Here is a 14,409-nt window from a genome sequence, read left to right as displayed (position 1 = left end):
GTGGGAGGGTGAACACCCGATGGGGGATGCCCGACGGGATGCCCACGGGGAAGCACCACCGCACCACTGAGGAGGGGGCCACGATGGCTTGGCACGGGGAACCGCTGGTCGGCTTCGACCTGGAGACGACAGGGACTGAGCCGCATGAGGCGCGGATCGTGACGGCGGCGGTCGTCGAGGTCCGGGCGGGGGAGCCGGTGAGGCAGCGGGGCTGGCTTGCGGACCCGGGGATCCGCATCCCGGCACAGGCGTCGGCGATCCACGGCATCACCAGCGAGCACGCGACGGCACAGGGCCGCCCGGCGCGGGACGTGGCGGAGGAGATCGCCCAGACGCTGGCCGGGTACTGGGCACAGGGGGTGCCGGTCGTCGCGTACAACGCGGCATTCGATCTGACACTGCTGACGGCCGAGTTGCGGCGCCACGGCCTGCCGTCACTGAGCGCCAGGCTGGACGGCCGCCCGATCGGCCCCGTGATCGACCCGTACACCATCGACCGGGCGGTCGACCGCTACCGCAAGGGCAAGCGGACACTGGAGGCGGTCTGCAAGGAGTACGGCGTGGTGCTGGAGTCGGCCCACGACGCGACCTCGGACGCGGTGGCCGCGGTCCGCGTGGCCTGCGCGATAGCCGAACGCCACGCAGAGGTGGCCGCGCTGACGCCTGCGGAGCTGCATGAGCGTCAGATCGAGTGGTACGCACAGTGGGCGACGGACTTCCAGCGCTTCCTGCGGGGGAAAGGCGAGCCGGACGCGGTGGTGGACGGCACGTGGCCCCTGCGGGAGCCGGCGCGGGTGAGGGGCTGAGCAGTTCAGCGTCCGGGCGGCGAGGCCCCTTGCTCACGGGATGGTGCGGGGCGGGACAAGGTCAAAACACGTACCAGCGGATGCCTTCCGCTCCATCCCGCAGTGACGCCACCCGCCTCGCGAACTCCTCCCGCGCCCTGGGGTTCGTCGGAGCGTGCTGCGCCACCCACGCGCAGCTCGCCGTTTCCCGCGCGCCCCGCAGCACCGCGCACCCCTCCCATTCGCGCACATCCCACCCGTACGCGCCCGTGAACGACTCGTACGCCTCCGGCGTCAGCCCGTACCGGTCGCGCGCCAGCGCCATGACCACCAGATCGTGTTCGCGCAGGTCGTCCGAGAAGGTCTCGAGGTCCACCACGACCGGCCCGTCCGGGCCCACGTGGACATTGCGGGGGAGCGCGTCGCCGTGGATCGGACCGGCCTGCAGATGGGGGGTCAGCATGGAGGCGGCCTCCGCGAAACCGTCGCGGCGTTCGCGCAGATACGCCGCGTCCGCCGGGTGGATCGCGTCCCCCGCCAGCCGAAGCCACCGCTCGACGCCGCCCAGCACATCCCGCCGCGGAAGTGAGAAGTCGGGCGACGGCAGGGCGTGAATCAGCCGCAGCAGCTCTGCCAGATCCGCCGGCTCCGCCGCCCGCACAGCCTCCGGCAGGCGGTGCCAGACCGTCACCGGATGGCCTTCCACCAGGCGCGCCTTCGGTTCAGCCGGGCGGACGGCGGGAACGCCGGACTCCTCCAGCCAGGCGCCGACGGCCAGTTCACGTTCCGCGCGGGCCATCAACTCCGCGTGCCGGCCGATCTTGACGACCACCTCGCCCGCCCCGAAGACCGCGTTCTCGCCGAGCGCCAGCAGCGTCGCGTCGGCGGGCAGTCCCGCGGCCACCAGTACGGCGCGTGCCCGTGTCTCGTCCATGGCGACATAGTTTCGCATCCCGGCAGGTTGGGTTGACGAACCGACGGACCGTCAGCACGATGACGGGGCCGTCGAGGCTGGGGGTGTCGAATCCGTGACATTGGCGAACGCTGCGCCGCGGTCCGAGAGGCAGTCCGGAAGGCGATCACCCGGACAGCCGCGGCCGGGAAAACAACTCGACCACGGGGCCTGGTTTCTCGTACTGCCCGCCCTGATCCCGATCCTCGTCCTGAGTGTCGGCCCGCTGCTCTATGGCATCTCTCTCGCCTTCACCGACTCCCAGGCGGGCCGCACCGAACCAACGGAGTGGATCGGCACCCTCAACTTCCAGGACCTGGTCCACGACACCCTCTTCTGGGACTCGTTCCGGATCGGCCTGCTCTGGGCGGTCGGCGTCACCGTTCCCCAGTTCGCGCTCGCGCTCGGTCTCGCCCTCCTGCTCAACCAGAATCTCCGATTACGCTGGCTCGCCCGCGCGCTCGCGATCATCCCCTGGGCCATGCCCGAAGTCGTCGTCGGCATCATGTGGCGTCTCGTCTACAACCCCGACGCGGGCATCCTCAACGAGACCATCCGTGACCTCGGCCTCGGCGACGGGCGGGACTGGCTCAGCGGTCTGGCCACCGCCCTGCCCGCAGTGATCGTCGTCGGGATCTGGGCGGGCATGCCACAGACGACCGTCGCGCTCCTCGCGGGCCTGCAGAACACCCCGTACGAACTGCACGAGGCCGCCGCCCTCGACGGCGCGGGCGCCTGGCGCCGGTTCCGTACGGTCACCTGGCCCGCCCTCAGGCCCGTCGCCCTGGCCGTCACCGCGCTCAACTTCATCTGGAACTTCAACTCGTTCGCCCTGGTCTATGTGCTCACCAACGGCGGACCCGGTGGGCGAACCCGCCTCCCCATGCTCTTCGCTTATGAAGAGGCTTTCCGCTACGGCCAGTTCGGCTACGCCGCCGCCATGGGCTGCGTCATGGTCGCGGTGATCTCGGTGATGCTCGCCCTCCACCTCGCAGGACGGCTCAAGGGAGGCGATGAGCGGTGACGGCACTCCGCACGAGCAGATCGGGCCGCACCGGCCAGTACCTCGCGCTGCTGTGCTACCTCGTCTTCCTCGCGTTCCCCTTCCTCTGGCTGATCTCCACCGCCTTCAAACCGGCGCGGGAACTCGGCTCCCTGCACCCCACGTGGATCCCCGAGGACCCCACGCTCGACAACTTCCGCCAGGCCTTCGACGAACAGCCCCTCCTGCGGGCCGCGGGCAACAGCCTTGTCGCGGCCCTCGCCGCCGCGGTCGTCGCCGTCGTGATCGCGACCCCCATGGCGTATGTGATGGCCCGCAACCGCTCCAAGCTCTCAGCCGCCGCCACCGGCTGGGTCGTGGTCAGCCAGGCGTTCCCGTTCGTCCTGGTGATCATTCCGCTGTTCCTGATCCTCAAGAACCTGCATCTGATCAACAGCCTGTTCGGTCTGATCATGGTGTACGTGGTGTGGTCGCTGCCGTTCGCGCTCTGGATGCTGGTCGGCTACGTACGGGCCGTGCCGCGCGAGCTGGAGGAGGCCGCGGCCGTCGACGGCGCGGGCCGGGCACGCACGCTCCTCTCGGTCACCGCACCGCTGCTCGCGCCCGGCATCGTCGCGACCGCGCTGTTCGCGTTCATCACCGCATGGAACGAGTTCTTCTTCGCCCTCGTCATGCTCAAGACGCCCGAGAAACAGACCCTGCCGGTCGTCCTCACCCACTTCCTCGGCGCGGAGGGCGTCGCCGACCTCGGGCCGCTCGCCGCGGCCGCGTTCCTGGCGACGATCCCCTCGCTCGCCATCTTCGCGATCATCCAGAAGCGGATCACGGGCGGGATGCTGGCAGGGGCGGTGAAGTCCTGATGCGTGTACGGATGCTGACGGCGGTGGCCTCCGCGCTCACCCTTGTGCTGAGCGGATGCTCGGGCGGCGGAACCGGGAGCACGGATGGAAAGGTCACGCTGCGCTTCCAGTCGCTGGCCTGGCAGAAGGAGTCCGTCGACGCCAACAAGGAGCTGGTGAAGGAGTGGAACGCGAGCCATCCCGGCATCCAGGTCCAGTACGTCCAGGGCAGCTGGGACAGCGTCCATGACCAGCTGCTGACCTCCTTCGAGGGCGGTGAGGCGCCGGACATCATCCATGACGCGTCCGACGACCTCGCCGACTTCGCGTACGGCGGGTATCTCGCCGACCTGAGCGAGCTGCTGCCCCAGCGCCTCATGTCCGACATCCCGCAGCGGAGTTGGGAGACGACGACCTTCGGCAAGGGGATCTACGGTGTCCCCTTCCTCCAGGAGCCACGCGTCCTGATCGCCAACAAGAAGGTCCTCGACGCGTCCGGGGTCCGTCTCCCGACGGATCGGCGGCCCTGGAGCTGGGAGGAGTTCCGGGAGGTGACCAGGACGCTGACGGCCCGGATGGGGAAGGGGAAGTACGGGATCGCCTGGCCGCTCAAGGAACCGGTGTCAGCCACCCTGAACCTGGGCGTTTCGGCCGGCGGGCAGCTGTTCCACCGTGGGGACGACGGCCGGGTCACCGTCGAATTCACGGACGGCGACGCGGTGGTGCCCGGTACCATCCACGCCCAGGTCAACACCGACAAGAGCGCCTCCCGTACCACCTTGGGCTCAGGCGGCTCGGACACCCTGCCCGGATTCTTCGGCGGCAAGTACGCCATGGTCCCGCTGGGATTCTCCTACCGGCAGCAGATCGTGCAGCAGGCACCCGAGGGCTTCGAGTGGACGGTGCTGCCCGCGCCCGCAGGTCCCGAGGGTCCGGCCCAGGGGGTGAGCCCCCAGACGCTCTCGGTCGCCGAGGACAGTCCGTACAAGAAGGAGGCGGCGCAGTTCATCGACTTCATGCTGCGGCCGGAGAACACGGTGCGTCTGGCGAAGGGCGACTGGATGCTGCCGACCGGCACCCGGGCGCTCGCCGACCCGGCGCTGCACACCGAGAAGGACGGCTGGGCGACGGGCGCGGCGCTCGCGCGTGATCTGCGCTCCGCGCCCGCGCAGTCGGTGCGCGGCTATCCGGAGTGGAAGGACAAGGTGGCGACGCCGGCGCTGCAGGAGTACTACAGCGGCGCGATCGACACCGGCGAGCTGAAGAAACGCCTCGTCAGGGACGGCAATCTGGTGCTGGCCCGCTACCAGCGCTGAAAGCCCCGGATACGACCTTCGGCCGCAAGTCCTCAAACGCCGGACGGGCTGAAATTCAGCCCCTCCGGCGTTTGAGGAGTGGGGTCCGGGCGGACCCCCGGGGAGGAACCCTCAGACCCGCACCGGGTCCGGGCGGTCGTCGTCGTGGTGCGTCCCCATGACCTGGGCGGGAGCCACCGCGGACTCGTCGTGGGTCAGGTCCGGAAGCCACCGCAGCCACTTCGGGAAGTACCAGTTGCTCTCGCCGAGCAGCGCCATGATCGCCGGAAGCAGCACCCCGCGGATGATCGTCGCGTCGATCAGCACCGCTGCGGCGAGGCCGACACCCATCTGCTTCATGGACTGCATCGACAGCGTGCCGAAGATCGCGAACACCGCCACCATGATGACCGCCGCGCTCGTGACCACGCCCGCCGTCGTCACCACGCCGTGCGTGATCGCGTCCCGCGTCCCGCGCCCCGCCAGCTTCGCCTCGCGGATCCGGGACACCACGAACACGTGGTAGTCCATCGAGAGTCCGAACAGGATTACGAAGAGGAACAGCGGCAGCCATGTGACGATGGCGCCCACGCCCTCCGCGCCGACCAGCGACGCTCCCCAGCCGTGCTGGAAGACCGCGGTGAGAATTCCGTACGCCGCGCCGACCGACAGCAGGTTGAGCACGATGGAGGTGATCGCGATCGTCAGCGACCGGAACGACAGCAGCATCAGGATGAAGGCGAACACCACCACAAAGGCGAAGACAGGTGTCACGGCCCCGGTGAGCTGGTCGTTGAAGTCCTTCGAGCCCGCGACCTGACCGGTGATCGGCGCCTGGAGCCCGTCGATCCTGCCGAGTGTCGCCGGACGAACCTCCTTGCGCAGGATGTCCAGGCTCTTCTCCGCCTTGCCCTGGTCGGAGCCGCCCACCAGCGGAACGTATACAAACGCGATGCCCTGCGCGTCGTGGCGCACCACTTCGACGGGCCCCCGGGACGCGCCCGAACTCACCGCCTGCTTACGGAAGTCGTCGATCCCCTGCTTCACCGGCCCCGCGTTGATGTCGTCCGCCTTGACGACGACCACCGCCGGGTCCGCACCGCCCGGGAACGCCTCGTTGACCCGTCCGTAGGTCGCCACGATCGGCACGGAGTCGCCGAACTCCTGGTCGAGCGTGAGGTTCTGCGTCTTCATGCCGAGAGCGGGCAGTGCGATGGCGACCAGCGCTCCAGCGGCCACCACCAACGACACCACGGGACGCTTCAGTACGGTGCCGAGGACCCGGGTCCACACGCGGCTGCCGCTGTTGGTGCCGTTCCCGCCGCGCTTCTTGCGGTTCAGGAAGGGGATGCGCCCCTTCTCCACCCGCTCGCCGAGCAGCGAAAGCAGCGCCGGCAGCACCGTCACCGAGCCCACCATCGCCACGGCCACCACGATCAGCGAGGCCAGGCCCATCGACTCGAACGTGCCGATGCCGGTGAAGAGCATGCCCGCCATCGCCACACACACCGTCACACCGGAGACGATGACGGCCCGGCCACTGGTCGCCGCGGCGATCTGCATCGCTGTGTGCGCGTCGTGTCCCGCGGCCCGCTCCTCGCGCTCGCGCCGCAGATAGAACAGGCAGTAGTCGACGCCGACCGCCAGACCCACCAGCAGCATCACTGAGCTCGCGCTGTCGCTCATCGGCTGGAAGTGGCTGACGACGCCCATCAGCCCCGTCGTCGCCATGATCGCGGTGATGGCAAGGCCCACCGGCAGCAGTGCGGCCACCAGGGCGCCGAAGGCGATCAGCAGAATGCCGAGCGCGACCGGTACCGCGGAGAGCTCCGCCTGCTTGAAGTCGTCGCCGAACGCGTCGTCGAAGGTCTTTCGCATACTGGCGCCGCCGATCTCCTCGATCCGCAGCTCCTTGTGCTTGTCCTGGACCGTGGCAACGGCCTTGAGTACCGGCTCGATCCGGTCACCAGCCGTATCGGCGTCTCCGCGCACATCGAACTGGACGAGCGCGCTGCGTCCGTCCTTCGAGATGCTCTTGGTGTCGTACGGCGACGTCACCGCGGTGACGGCACCCGTGTCGCCGACTGCCGTGACCACGTCGTCGACGGCCTTGCGGAATCCCGGGTCGGTGGCTTTCACCGAGCCGTTGCGGGCCTGGACGAGCACGGTCTCGCCGGCCGGTTCCTCGACGCCGGCCTTCGCTGTGATCTTCGCGGCCTGCGTGGTCTCACCCTTCAGCTGTTCGTCGTCCTTGAGTTTGACGTTGCCCGCAGCCGAACCGGCCGCCATGGCGAGCAGGACGAAAAGCACCCAGATCCCCACGGCGGCCCAGCGGTGCTGAGCACTCCAGCCGCCGGCCCGCGCGGCGACTCCGCGCGGACCCCCTCCTGCGTTCCCCATGACAGCCCTGCCCCCTCACGCGTGACGTCGGCGCGGCGCCGTCGTCTCCGCTTCGAACCTAAGGGCGGAATCAAGCCTTCTCCTCCTGCTTGCCGGTGACCCCGCACGGTGGTTCTCTCCTCCTTTCGGAGTGGTCGAGTCCCCGACAAGGAGGATGGACGCCCCCTACATGTAAAAGAGTTGGGGGCAAAGTCCGACTTGTACGGCACTGGCCGATTCCTTATTACGAAACTTTGTTGACTAAGTCACAGCTGCATGAAGGTCTTGATCTGGGCGCGTCAATCGGTCAGGGTTTCGAGTCGGCCCCCGGAATTTTTTCGTCCGCGGGCCGATCCCCCCACAAAAACTGAATGACGAGGAGTCCCCTCTTCATGGCAACTCATAAGCGTGCGAGCAGGATCAAGCTCACCGCGGCCATAACTGCCGTGGCTGCCGCAGCCGGAGTGACCGTATTCGGCACGTCCTTCGCGGGAGCCGCGACTCCCGCCGAGGGCACCGTCTACGGTGCGAACGCCGAAGGCGCCGTCGCCGGCAGCTACATCGTGATGCTGGACCAGAAGGCCGACAAGCAGGACCTGGCCAAGGAGTACGGCGGCAAGCTGCAGCGCAACTTCAGCTCCGCCATCAACGGCTTCTCCGCCAGCGGCCTTTCGGAGACCGAGGCCAAGCGCCTCGCCGCCGACCCGGCCGTCGCCAAGGTCGTCCAGAACAAGAAGTTCTCGATCAACGCGACCCAGGACAACCCGCCGTCCTGGGGCCTGGACCGCATCGACCAGGCCGACACCGCCGGCGACAAGAAGTACACCTACCCGGACAGCGCCGGTGAAGGCGTGACGGCGTACGTCATCGACACCGGAGTCCGCATCTCCCACAAGGACTTCGGTGGCCGCGCCGCGCACGGCTTCGACGCCGTCGACAACGACGACTCCGCCGACGACGGCAATGGCCACGGCACCCATGTCGCGGGCACCATCGCCGGTACGGCCCACGGCGTAGCCAAGAAGGCGAAGATCGTCGCGGTGCGGGTGCTGGACAACAACGGCTCCGGCACCACCGAGCAGGTCGTCGCGGGCATCGACTGGGTCACCAAGAACCACAAGGGCCCGTCCGTCGCCAACATGAGCCTCGGCGGCGGCGCCGACGAGGCGCTCGACGAGGCCGTCCGCAAGGCGATCGCCTCCGGCGTCACCTTCGCGGTCGCGGCGGGCAACGAGTCCGCCGACGCGAGCCAGGGCTCCCCGGCGCGCGTGAAGGAGGCCATCACGGTCGCCTCGTCCACCAAGGAGGACGCGCAGTCGGCCTTCTCCAACTTCGGCGAGATCGTGGACATCTACGCCCCCGGCTCGGACATCACCTCGGCGTGGAACGACAGCGACGAGGGCACCAAGACCATCTCCGGCACCTCCATGGCGACCCCCCACGTCGTCGGCGCCGCAGCGGTCTACCTCGGCGCCCACCAGGACGCGACCCCGGAGCAGGTGGCGAAGGCGCTGACCGACGGTGCCACGGCCGACAAGATCACCAACCCCAGCGCGGGCACGCCCAACAAGCTGCTGAAGGTCGTCGAGTAACCGACGGACCGCGACGCTGAGCCGGCGGTCGCCGTGCCCTCCCCCACGGGGCGCGGCGGCCGCCTTATGGTGTGCCCATGACCACGAGGTATGCGGCACTCCTGCGCGGGATCAATGTGGGCGGACACAGAAAGGTCCCGATGCCCGAACTCCGTGAACTGCTCACGGAACTGGGCCACGGAGACGTCGCCACGTATCTGCAGAGCGGCAACGCCGTCTTCAATAGCGCCTCGGACGACGAGAAGGCACTCACGACGGCGCTGGAGCGAGCCATCCACAGGCGCTTCGGCTTCGCCGTCGACTGCGTGGTGCGCAGCGGCCCGTATCTGCGGGCCGTGGCCGACGACTGCCCCTTTCCGGCGGATCGGCTGGAGGCCAGACAACTGCACGTCACTTATTTCTCGGAGCCGGTGGGACCCGAGCGGCTCGCGTCGATCCACGCGGAGGCGTATCTGCCGGAGGAGTTCCGGCTCGGCGACCGGGTGCTGTATCTGTACGCGCCGAACGGTCTCGGCCGCTCCAAACTGGCCGAAGCGCTCGGAAGGCCCAGCCTGTTCAAGGACATTGTTGCCACCACCCGTAACTGGAACACCGTCGTCAAGCTGGTGGAGCTGACCCGTGACTGACCTCACCCAGGCGGTGAATGCTGCCATGGAGGCGGAGTTCCGTCTGCTCGACCCGGCCGTGTATCTCTCCCCGGTGCGGATGGCCGAGCTGCTTCACCCGGACTACCGGAAGTTCGGCACCTCGGGCCGTATCCGGGACCGGAACGCGACCATCGCCGCGCTTGCATCGCGGGACGCGTCCGTGCCACGGCCGATCACCACCTCGCGGATACACGGCATTCAGCTCGCGCCCGACGTCGTGCATCTGACCTTTGACACCGAGACGGGGGCGCGTCGCGCCCACCGCAGCTCGCTGTGGCGGCTGACCGACGAGGGCTGGCTGCTCTACTTCCACCAGGGCACGGGGTTCAGCGGCGACGAGCGGGGACACGGGCGGTAGGCGGCAGCATCGGCGGGAGACTGGCCGAGGCGGGGCACGCGGGGCTCGATGACGGTGGCCGAGTGACGGCTCCGGTCAACGAAATGGCCCAGCGAACGAGGCGCTGAGTGGCCCGGAGGCCGGGGCCATTTCCGGCCTACGCTGAAACCATGAACGCCACGAGCACCCAGCAGACCAGGACCGTCGTCGACTTCTGGTTCGACCCGGCCTGCCCCTTCGCCTGGATCACCTCCCGGTGGATCCTGGAGGTCGAGAAGGAACGCGACATCGAGCTGAGCTTCCGGCCGATGAGTCTGTATCTCCACAACAAGGGAAATGAACTGCCTGATTGGTACCGCGAGTTGGTCGACAAGTCGATCGGCCCGGTACGCGTCGCGGTAGCGGCGGCCGAGCAGCACGGCGACGCGATACTGCGCCCTCTCTACACCGCTTACGGCACCCGTATCCACGAGCAGGACAACAAGGACTTCGACAAGGTCGTCGCCGAGTCGCTGGCGGAGCTAGGCCTGCCCGCGGCACTCGCCGACGCCGCGCACGACCAGACATACGACGACGCCGTGCGCCACAGCCATGACGCCGGCAAGGACCCGGCCGTCGAGGCCTATGTCGGCACGCCCACCCTCCATGTCGACGGCACGGTCTGGTTCGGGCCCGTCCTCAACTCCATCCCGCGCGGCGAGGAGGCTGCCCGGCTCTTCGACAGCTTCCGCGTGATCGCCGGCCACCCGGACTTCTTCGAACTGAAGCGCACCCGCACAGGAAGCCTGGACTTCGGCTGACGGCGCTGTCGCGTTCCTTCAAGACCGGCCGCAGGCCGGGCGCATAGCTTCGCGGGCATGAACAGCATCCATGCGCACCTCAGCATCTGTGCCGCCGAAGCCGCCCGCGTCGCCCGCGGCGTGAGCGCCGAGCAGCTCGCCACCAAGTCGGTCTGCGACGCGTGGACGGTGCGGGAACTCGTCAACCATCTCGTCCTCTACTCCTCGCACGGCCTGGAGTACCGAGCACTGCGCAAGCGGCTCCCCGAGGAACTGGCCGCCCGCGACTTCACCGCCGACGCCGACTGGGCGGAGCGGTACGCGACTCAGCTTGACCGCGCGCTGCGGGCCTGGTCGGAGCCGGCGGCCTGGGAGGGTGAGGTGGACCTGGGCTTCACCGCTCTGCCGGCCCCCGAGATCGCCTCGCTCATCGTCAAAGAGCTTGCGGTGCACGGCTGGGACCTGGCCCGTTCCACGGGTCAGGAGTTCAGGGTCCCCGACGACACGGGTGCGTTCGTATCCGCGGTCGTCGACGAGCATGCCGAGGTCTACCGCCAGTACGACGGTTTCGCCGACCCGGTCGCCACCCCTGAGAGCGCCACGGCCTTCGAGCGGGCCCTTGCGGCGAGCGGGCGCGACCCGTGGGCCTGAGTGTGGGGTCCCTCACATGGAACGGGTCACCTGCTCGCTTTTGCCCGGTTTGGGCGCGTGATGACTTCAGTGGGTCGACGGTCCGTTTCATGCGGTGACGACCGCTTTGAACTGACGCTTCCTCGGGTCGAATGCCCTTGATAGACACGCAGGGACCGGCCATCGACCCGGCGGGAGAAGCACCGCATGATCCACGACCAGACCCCGGATCACCACGAGTTCGAGATCGATCTGACCCGCGACGAGGTCAGGCGGCGCGCGGCGGTGATCGAGGCCGTCGGAGACGACTGGGACCCGGTGGCCGTACTGGAGGGCGAGCAGGAGGCGTACCGCCTGCTGTACTCGAACCTTGACTCCGGGCAGCAGGAGACCTACGACCGGCTCGTCGCGGCCGGCGTCCTGACCGGACGGGAGGGCGGGGGCCATGCTGCCGCTTGATCCGACCGCCGACGCCGGGCGCCGGGCCTGGGTGCAGTGCCCGAGTTGCGCCGACCACAAGGACTGCGCCGTCTGTCTGGCGGGGCGCACCTGCGGCGACCACTGGCGCTATCTGCTGTCCAACGTGGGCAGCCTGCTGCATCTGCAGTGCTCCAACTGCGCGCACCTGTGGGCTCATGAGACCGGTTTCGGCGCCGGATCGCGCGGGGCGTGCCCGGCGTAGGGCGTGGGGCACACGGCGTTCGGCGGCAAGCGGTCGGTATGTGACCCCGGGCCGCTGATCTGGCGTCAGGCAGTGGCCGCGACCGGGCGGCCGACCCGTGCCTCCTCGTAGCGTTCCAGCAGCAACCGGGCCAGCTCCGGGGCAGGACCAAGAACATCGGCCAGTACGTCCGCCTCCCGCGCGCCCGCGGTGATGCGGTCCGGGAGGCGGCCCGGGGCGATGACGTACGGCGCCACCGCCACGCGCGCCCAGCCCTCCTCGCGCAGCGCCCGCACCACGTCCTCGGTGCGGGGAAGAGATGCGGAGGCGAACGCAGGCCGCACGGCGCACCAACCGGTGTGCCGCAGCTCCCGCGCTACATTTGCGATCACTGCGATCGCCTCCGGGTCCGTGGAGCCCGCCGAGGCCAGTACCAGGCCCGTCGAGCGCTTGTGGGGCGCGTCGAGCCCGGCCTCGTGCAGTCGCCGTTCGAGCGCGGACAGCAGCAGGGGGGACGGGCCGAGGACGTCGGCCTGGTGGATGCGCAGCACCGGTGGGGCCGTGCGCAGTACGGCGGGGATGTCGGCCTTCGCATGGAAGGCACGCGTCAGCAGCAGCGGCAGTGCCACCACGTCCCGTACGCCCTCGGCCGCAAGGCGCTCCAGCACCCTCGGCACCGACGGCGCGTTGAAGTCCAGGAAACCCGTCTCGACACGCAGCCCCGGCCGCAGCGACCTGACCCGCTCCACCAGGGCATGCACGGTTGCGGCGTGCCGCGGGTCGCGGCTGCCGTGTGCGACGACAAGAAGGACGGGGCTGGGCATGTGATGGCTCAGTTCTTGACGAGGAGACCGCGGCTGCGCAGCACCCACCGCTCCAGCGGGCTGAAGATCAGCAGGTCGATGGCGATACCGACGATCAGGATGAGCAGGATGGCGAGGAAGACGCCCGGCATGTCGGAGTTGTTGCGGCCGTTCTCGAGCAACTGCCCGAGCCCCAGGCCGAGATCCGGCGACGAGGCGATGATCTCCGCCGCCATCAGCGAGCGCCAGGAGAAGGCCCAGCCCTGCTTCAGGCCCGCGAGATAGCCGGGCAGTGCCGCCGGCATCACGATGTGCCAGGTGCCCTTGAGCCCGGTCGCCCCCAGGGTGCGGCCGGCGCGCAGATAGAGCGGCGGTACCTGGTCGACGCCCGACACCAGGCCGTTGGCGATGGAGGGCACGGCGCCCAGCAGGATCACCGCGTACATCATCGAGTTGTTGAGACCGAGCCAGATCACGGCCGGCGGCACCCAGGCGACGGACGGCAGGGACTGCAGGCCCGACAGGATCGGGCCGATCGCGGCCCGGACGAACTTCACCCTCGCGACCAGCAGTCCCAGAGGTGTTCCGATGGCGAGCGCCAGCAGGAAGCCGAGCAGGCCGCGCGAGACGCTGGTCCAGACGACGTCGAGCAATGTGCCCTGGAGCCACATGTCGGACACGCTGTCCCATACCGCGGACGGTGCGGGCAGGCTTCCCTCCTCGGTGACCTTCGCCGTGACCAGGGCCTGCCAGACGACGAGGACCAGGGCGACGGCGGTCAGCGGCGGCAGGACCTTCTTGAGGAGCACTTCGCGCGCGGGCGTACGGCGGACCTGCACCGCGTCGAGCGCGTCGAGCCCGGCTTCCAGTCCGGCCAGATCGTCGGCCCTGCCGGCGGCCTTGGTCTCAGTGCTGGCCATGACGGCGGATCTCCCCACGCAGTTGTTCGGTGATCTCGACGGACAGCTCCGCCACGGCGGCGTCCTCGATACGGCGCGGCTGCTCGATGTCCACGGTCCATTCGCGGGCGATCCGGCCCGGACGCGAGGACAGCAGCACCACGCGCTCGGCCAGCCGCACCGCCTCACGGACGTTGTGCGTGACGAAGAGGACCGAGACGTTCGTCTCGCGCCAGATCCGGGTCAGTTCGTCGTGCAGGACATCCCGGGTGATGGCGTCCAGTGCCGCGAACGGCTCGTCCATCAGCAGCAGCTGACTGTCCTGGGCGAGGGCCCGGGCCATGGCCACGCGCTGCCGCATACCGCCGGAGAGCTCGTGCACCCGCTTGCCGTACGCGCCCTTCAGCCGCACGAGCTCAAGCAGCCGCTCCGCCTCCACGCGCCGCTCGGTCTTGGGAACACCGCGCAGCCGCAGCGCCAGTTCGATGTTCTTGCCCGCGGTCAGCCACGGGAACAGGGCGTGCTCCTGGAACATCAGGGCGGGCCGCCCGCCGGGAGTCGCGATGGACCCCGCGGTCGGACGGTCAAGCCCTGCCACCAGATTGAGCAGCGTCGACTTTCCGCACCCGGAGGCTCCCAGGAGGGTGACGAACTCGCCCGGGGCGACATCGAGGGTGATGTCGTCCAGGACGAGTTGCTGCCCGGACGGTCCGGCGAAGGACTTCGAGACATGCTCGAGACGGGCGGCGTGCTCGACCGTCACGCGGTCTTCGGCCTTGGCGATCGCTGTGGCCATGGTCGTCACCTC

At 69.1% G+C, this 14,409-nt stretch carries 16 protein-coding genes; 11 read left to right on the top strand and 5 right to left on the bottom strand.

Annotated features, from left to right (window positions below):
* Positions 1–83 precede the first annotated feature (83 nt).
* The gene (locus FBY35_RS07900) at positions 84–806 is read left to right on the top strand and encodes a 3'-5' exonuclease (protein WP_142213091.1); all 723 of its coding nucleotides are present in this window, start codon (positions 84–86) and stop codon (positions 804–806) included.
* A gap of 61 nt (positions 807–867) precedes the next feature.
* On the opposite strand, the gene FBY35_RS07895 is transcribed toward FBY35_RS07900, so the two are convergent.
* Complete coding sequence (locus FBY35_RS07895) at positions 868–1,719, bottom strand: phosphotransferase enzyme family protein (protein ID WP_142214960.1); 852 nt, start codon at positions 1,717–1,719, stop codon at positions 868–870.
* Between the two features lie 94 nt (positions 1,720–1,813).
* Here FBY35_RS07895 and FBY35_RS07890 point away from each other — a divergent pair, with 94 nt between their 5' ends.
* The 3 genes from FBY35_RS07890 to FBY35_RS07880 are packed head-to-tail and all read left to right on the top strand — an operon-like array spanning position 1,814 to position 4,895.
* Positions 1,814–2,761, top strand: coding sequence for a carbohydrate ABC transporter permease (locus FBY35_RS07890; RefSeq protein ID WP_142213090.1), 948 nt, complete (start codon positions 1,814–1,816; stop codon positions 2,759–2,761).
* The gene (locus tag FBY35_RS07885) at positions 2,758–3,600 is read left to right on the top strand and encodes a carbohydrate ABC transporter permease (RefSeq protein ID WP_142213089.1); all 843 of its coding nucleotides are present in this window, start codon (positions 2,758–2,760) and stop codon (positions 3,598–3,600) included. Before FBY35_RS07890 ends, FBY35_RS07885 begins: the two co-directional genes overlap by 4 nt.
* Positions 3,600–4,895 (top strand): ABC transporter substrate-binding protein, encoded by a 1,296-nt coding sequence (locus FBY35_RS07880; RefSeq protein WP_142213088.1) that lies wholly within the window; start codon positions 3,600–3,602, stop codon positions 4,893–4,895. The genes FBY35_RS07885 and FBY35_RS07880 overlap by 1 nt, the downstream gene beginning before the upstream one ends.
* A 111-nt stretch (positions 4,896–5,006) precedes the next feature.
* On the opposite strand, the gene FBY35_RS07875 is transcribed toward FBY35_RS07880, so the two are convergent.
* Complete coding sequence (locus FBY35_RS07875) at positions 5,007–7,274, bottom strand: MMPL family transporter (RefSeq protein ID WP_142213087.1); 2,268 nt, start codon at positions 7,272–7,274, stop codon at positions 5,007–5,009.
* A 371-nt stretch (positions 7,275–7,645) separates the two neighbouring features.
* On the opposite strand from FBY35_RS07875, the gene FBY35_RS07870 reads away from it, so the two are divergent.
* The 7 genes from FBY35_RS07870 to FBY35_RS07840 all read left to right on the top strand — a co-directional run bounded on the left by FBY35_RS07870 (position 7,646) and on the right by FBY35_RS07840 (position 11,920).
* A complete protein-coding gene (locus FBY35_RS07870) occupies positions 7,646–8,845 on the top strand; it encodes a S8 family peptidase (protein ID WP_142213086.1) in 1,200 nt (399 codons plus the stop codon).
* 77 nt (positions 8,846–8,922) lie between these two features.
* Positions 8,923–9,471 carry a DUF1697 domain-containing protein gene (locus FBY35_RS07865; RefSeq protein WP_142213085.1) on the top strand — a complete coding sequence of 183 codons (549 nt, stop codon included), beginning with the start codon at positions 8,923–8,925 and terminating at the stop codon, positions 9,469–9,471.
* A complete protein-coding gene (locus FBY35_RS07860) occupies positions 9,464–9,850 on the top strand; it encodes a DUF4440 domain-containing protein (protein WP_142213084.1) in 387 nt (128 codons plus the stop codon). The genes FBY35_RS07865 and FBY35_RS07860 overlap by 8 nt, the downstream gene beginning before the upstream one ends.
* Before the next feature lie 149 nt (positions 9,851–9,999).
* Positions 10,000–10,629, top strand: coding sequence for a DsbA family protein (locus FBY35_RS07855; protein WP_142213083.1), 630 nt, complete (start codon positions 10,000–10,002; stop codon positions 10,627–10,629).
* Positions 10,630–10,686: 57 nt separating this feature from the next.
* Positions 10,687–11,259: a TIGR03086 family metal-binding protein gene (locus tag FBY35_RS07850; RefSeq protein WP_142213082.1), complete on the top strand. Its 573-nt coding sequence runs from the start codon at positions 10,687–10,689 to the stop codon at positions 11,257–11,259.
* A 186-nt stretch (positions 11,260–11,445) separates the two neighbouring features.
* Entirely contained in the window at positions 11,446–11,697 is a 252-nt protein-coding gene (locus FBY35_RS07845; protein WP_142213081.1) for a DUF6400 family protein, read from the top strand.
* Positions 11,684–11,920 carry a hypothetical protein gene (locus FBY35_RS07840; protein WP_142213080.1) on the top strand — a complete coding sequence of 79 codons (237 nt, stop codon included), beginning with the start codon at positions 11,684–11,686 and terminating at the stop codon, positions 11,918–11,920. The genes FBY35_RS07845 and FBY35_RS07840 overlap by 14 nt, the downstream gene beginning before the upstream one ends.
* Before the next feature lie 65 nt (positions 11,921–11,985).
* Here the strand turns inward: FBY35_RS07840 and FBY35_RS07835 are convergent, their stop codons facing one another.
* The 3 genes from FBY35_RS07835 to FBY35_RS07825 are packed head-to-tail and all read right to left on the bottom strand — an operon-like array spanning position 11,986 to position 14,397.
* A complete protein-coding gene (locus FBY35_RS07835; RefSeq protein WP_142213079.1) occupies positions 11,986–12,723 on the bottom strand; it encodes a sirohydrochlorin chelatase in 738 nt (245 codons plus the stop codon).
* Positions 12,724–12,731: 8 nt separating this feature from the next.
* Positions 12,732–13,622, bottom strand: a complete 891-nt coding sequence (locus tag FBY35_RS07830) for an ABC transporter permease (RefSeq protein WP_142213078.1) — start codon at positions 13,620–13,622, stop codon at positions 12,732–12,734.
* Complete coding sequence (locus tag FBY35_RS07825) at positions 13,609–14,397, bottom strand: ABC transporter ATP-binding protein (protein ID WP_142213077.1); 789 nt, start codon at positions 14,395–14,397, stop codon at positions 13,609–13,611. The genes FBY35_RS07830 and FBY35_RS07825 overlap by 14 nt, the downstream gene beginning before the upstream one ends.
* Positions 14,398–14,409 lie beyond the last annotated feature (12 nt).

This window comes from Streptomyces sp. SLBN-118 (assembly GCF_006715635.1).
GTDB lineage: Bacteria > Actinomycetota > Actinomycetes > Streptomycetales > Streptomycetaceae > Streptomyces.
The sequence above is the reverse complement of the archived record's forward strand: the minus strand, read 5'-3'. Positions and strand labels throughout refer to the sequence as shown.